This window comes from Mesorhizobium sp. M7A.F.Ca.AU.001.01.1.1 (genome assembly GCF_004022735.1).
Taxonomy (GTDB): Bacteria; Pseudomonadota; Alphaproteobacteria; order Rhizobiales; family Rhizobiaceae; genus Mesorhizobium; species Mesorhizobium ciceri.
Map to the genome: position 1 here is coordinate 1 of NZ_RZPF01000643.1, position 3,799 is coordinate 3,799.

Annotated in this window: 4 protein-coding genes; 1 reads left to right on the plus strand and 3 read right to left on the minus strand. The window is 65.4% G+C overall.

The annotated features are described in order from the left end of the window. Positions 1-38: 38 nt before the first annotated feature. The 3 genes from EN884_RS28900 to EN884_RS28910 all read right to left on the minus strand — a co-directional run bounded on the left by EN884_RS28900 (position 39) and on the right by EN884_RS28910 (position 3,205). Entirely contained in the window at positions 39-605 is a 567-nt protein-coding gene (locus EN884_RS28900; RefSeq protein WP_013532817.1) for a DUF6101 family protein, read from the minus strand. 186 nt (positions 606-791) lie between these two features. Beyond that, positions 792-2,222, minus strand: a complete 1,431-nt coding sequence (locus EN884_RS28905) for an FAD-binding oxidoreductase (RefSeq protein ID WP_063167660.1) — start codon at positions 2,220-2,222, stop codon at positions 792-794. 8 nt (positions 2,223-2,230) lie between these two features. Continuing rightward, complete coding sequence (locus EN884_RS28910) at positions 2,231-3,205, minus strand: L-threonylcarbamoyladenylate synthase (protein ID WP_164895210.1); 975 nt, start codon at positions 3,203-3,205, stop codon at positions 2,231-2,233. Positions 3,206-3,397: 192 nt separating this feature from the next. Between EN884_RS28910 and EN884_RS28915 the strand changes: the two genes are divergently transcribed. Then, positions 3,398-3,799: hypothetical protein (locus EN884_RS28915; protein WP_127274581.1), on the plus strand; the 402-nt coding region annotated here is incomplete at its 3' end.

Sequence of the window (3,799 nt, forward strand, 5' to 3'; positions counted from 1 at the left end):
GGCCACCTTCTCCCACAGGGGGAGAAGGAAGAACCTTCCTACTCCCGCGAAATAATCTCCTGGCCGTCGACGACCAGCCTGAGACCGAGGTCGCCAGCTCTGCGGCGAGCGAGGAAACGCGGGCGGCGCGTGTTCGAAATCCGCCCCTTGCGCCGATCCTGCGGCGGCAGCGTCTTGATGGCGGCGCCGAGCGATTCTTCCAGGGTGCGGGCAACGCCGTCCGATTCGATGAGCAGCATCGGCAGGCGGTAAGCGTCGGCCCAGGCGCGCCAGTCGGCTGCGACATCGTCGAGATCGTCGGCCACCAGCAGCGGCACCGACAGCATCGGGTCGTTGTGCAGGAGTTCCAGGGTCACCGTGACATTGCCGTCCGGATCCTCCATGGCGCGGGCGGCAACGCCGCGGAACGCATTGGAAGGCAGAACGATGATCGCGGGCAGGCCGCTCATCTCGAGCAAGCGGCGGATCACGGCGCCGCGCTGGTCGATGGTGAAGGTTACATCGCCGTAGTCGTCGCGAGTCGCGTAGCTCACCACTTGCGGCAGGCGGAATGGGTCGAGACGCATGTTGCGTCCCGCCCAGACTGGCTTCAGTCCGGTGTTCATAGAGTGGCCTTCCTGTCTGTCTCCTGAGAGCCGGTGTCCGGTTCTCTCCGGGCCGGTTTTTCCAGCCTCGTTTGTATGGAGACAGTAGCGCGGGCTCCTTACCGCCCCGCTTAAGAAAGTCGGTTAAATTTTGCTGATCTCAGGGATGGTTATCGGAATCCCACCAGCCACAAGATGTCGAAAGGATCAGATAACCTTACCCGGATTCATGATGCCGGCCGGGTCGAAAGCGGCCTTCACCCTTCGCATCAGATCGATCGCCATCGGCGGCGCGGTGGCGATCAGTTCGTCGCGCTTCAACTGGCCGATGCCATGCTCGGCCGAGATCGAACCGTGCAGGCTGCGCACCACATCGTGCACCGCCTTGTTCATGGGGTGATAGAGAGCGAGGAACGCCTCATCGTCGCCGTCGACGGGCCGGGAAATGTTGTAGTGGAGATTGCCGTCGCCCATATGGCCGAAGCAGACCACGCGCGCGCCGGCGCTCACCGACGCCACCGCGCCGGCGGCTTCTTCGATGAAACGCGGGATCGAGGCGATAGGCACCGAAATGTCGTGCTTGATCGAGGCCCCCTCCGGTTTCTGCGCCTCGGGCAGCAGCTCGCGGAAATTCCAGAAGGCATCGCCCTGCGCGAGACTCGCGGCAATGACGGCGTCGCCGACGAATTCCTGTTCGAGGCCAGCCGAGAGCACATCCTCGATCAACGCTCGCGAATCTTCCGACGAACGGCCTGATGAAATCTGCATCAGCACGTACCACGGCCAGTCCTCGATCAGCGGCCGCACCACACCCTGGGCATGCGCCAGGGTGAAATCATATGGCCGCCTGCCGATCAGTTCGAAAGCGGTGAGTGCTGCCCCGGCACGGTCCATGGCCAGGCCGAACAGCGAAAGTGCCGCCTCGGGCGACGACAGGCCGACGAAGGCGACTTCGCGCCCCTTCGGCTTCGGGAACAGCTTCAGCACGGCGGCGGTGATGACGCCGAGCGTGCCTTCGGCGCCGACGAACAGGTTTTTTAGATCGTAGCCGGTGTTGTCCTTCTTCAGCTTGCGCAGGTCGTCGAACACCTCGCCGGTCGGCAGCACCACCTCGACACCGAGGCAAAGTTCACGCGCATTGCCGTAGGCAAGCACGCCGGTGCCGCCGGCATTGGAGGAAAGATTGCCCCCGATCTGGCAGGAGCCTTGCGCGGCCAGCGACAGCGGGAACAGCCGGTCGGCGGCGTCGGCTGCCTCCTGCAGCGTCTGCAGGATGACACCGGCCTCGACCGTCACCGTGTTGGACAGGACGTCGATCTCGCGGATGCGGTTCAGCCGCGACAGCGACAGGACGATTTCGCGCCCGGACCTGTCCGGCACCTGCGCGCCGACCAGCCCGGTGTTGCCGCTTTGCGGCACGATCGGCGTTCCCGTCTCGGTCGCCAGCCGCATGATCCGGCTGACCTCGTCGAGGCTGCCCGGCCGCAGCACCAGCGACGTCGCGCCGTGCCAGAGCCCACGTCGCTCAATGAGGTAGGGCGCGATGTCCTGCTGATCACGCAGCGCATATCTGTCGCCGACGATCGCAGCGAAGCGATCGATGAGGGCGGGATCGAGTGTCTCTGTGATTTCGATCATGGGGGAAACTATGTTGCGGGTTGCGTGATGTCACGAGGGGCGGCTGCACGCGACAGCCGATCGTTGATCGCTTCGCCGAGCCCGTCGCAGGGAATAGGCTCGACGGCGATGGTGCGCGCGCCGCTGCGGTCGAGTGCCTGCATACAGGCGAACAGATTGCTCGCCGCTTCGCGCAGGTCACCGGTTTCGGACAAATTGAGGAAGGCTTCGGCGCGGTGCCAGCCTTGTGCCCTCTGGCCGCCGAAGCCGAGCAAAGCCTCGCCCTCGCCGACCGTGCCGGCATTGAGCCGCATCGCGGCACCTGGCGCATAGTGCGAGGCAAGCATGCCCGGCGCCTCGATACTGGCGGTGCCGCCGCGCAACAATTCCATGCCGATGGCGGCCTCGATCTCCTCGGCAGCGATGCCGCCGGGCCTCAGCAGCCGCATTCTTTCCCCCTCGGCCTTGAGAATCGTCGATTCCAGCCCGACCGGGGTTGCGCCGCCATCGACCACCAGCTTTATCCGCGCACCGAGATCGGCTGCCACCGCTTGCGCGGTCGTTGCGCTGATCCTGCCGGATGAATTGGCGCTGGGCGCGGCAAGCGGGCGGCCGAGCCTGGCGATCAGATCGCCGCCAAAGCCCCTCGGCATGCGCAAGGCGATTGTATCGAGCCCGGCGGTGACGAGCGGATGGATGCCGTTGCCGGGCCGTTGCGGCAGCACCAGCGTCAGCGGACCGGGCCAGAACGCGCGCGCGAGTTTCTTCGACAGCGGATCGAACAGCGCGAGGCGCTCGGCCATCGCCATGTCGGCGACATGGGAGATCAGCGGGTTGAAGCGCGGCCGCCCCTTGGCTTCGAAGATGCGCGCGACGCCGATGCCGTTGGTCGCGTCGCCAGCCAGCCCGTAGACGGTTTCCGTCGGGATGGCGACGACATCGCCCTCCCTGAGCAGCGCCAGCGCCCGCTCCAGCGCCTCGCCCGAGCCAAGTATTTCAGCCACTCTCGTCACCTCACAGATGCGGGGTGCGTAGTACGATGGCGGCCATTGGGCAAGTCGGCTGTTGGGTAACCGTTTGTTGGCGAGCAGGAGCATTGGCGATTTATCAATCCCTAAAATGCTATGGTTCCACGAAAGCCGGCATCAATTCCGGCCTGCTATCGAACAGCTTCTGGGCAAAGGGGAGCGACATCAGTGTCTGCGCGTATCCTGCTGGGTATCATTCTTGCTGTTGCGGCCGGCGAAGCCCAGGCGTCATCCCTGGTTTTTCCAGGCACGCCATCCTCCACACCATCGATCGTCAGGATCGGCGCTCCCAACCAGCCTGGAATCGTCGATGCGGTCAACACCAGCGATGCGCGGTCGGTGATGGCAGTAGGGGAAGCGCCGCCCGACGTCACCGATGAAAAGGTAGCGGCGATCCCGGACAAGCCCGCGACCGGACACGGCTTCCAGCCAGGCCCGATGGTCATCCGTGGCGGCGTTACCGGTCCCGATTTCCCGGCACCCGCGCCAACCGCTGCACCAGCGACCGGTGCCGCGCCGGCCGCTGGCACCGCGCCGGCAACGGCCACCGCTTCCGCTGCCCCCTCAGGG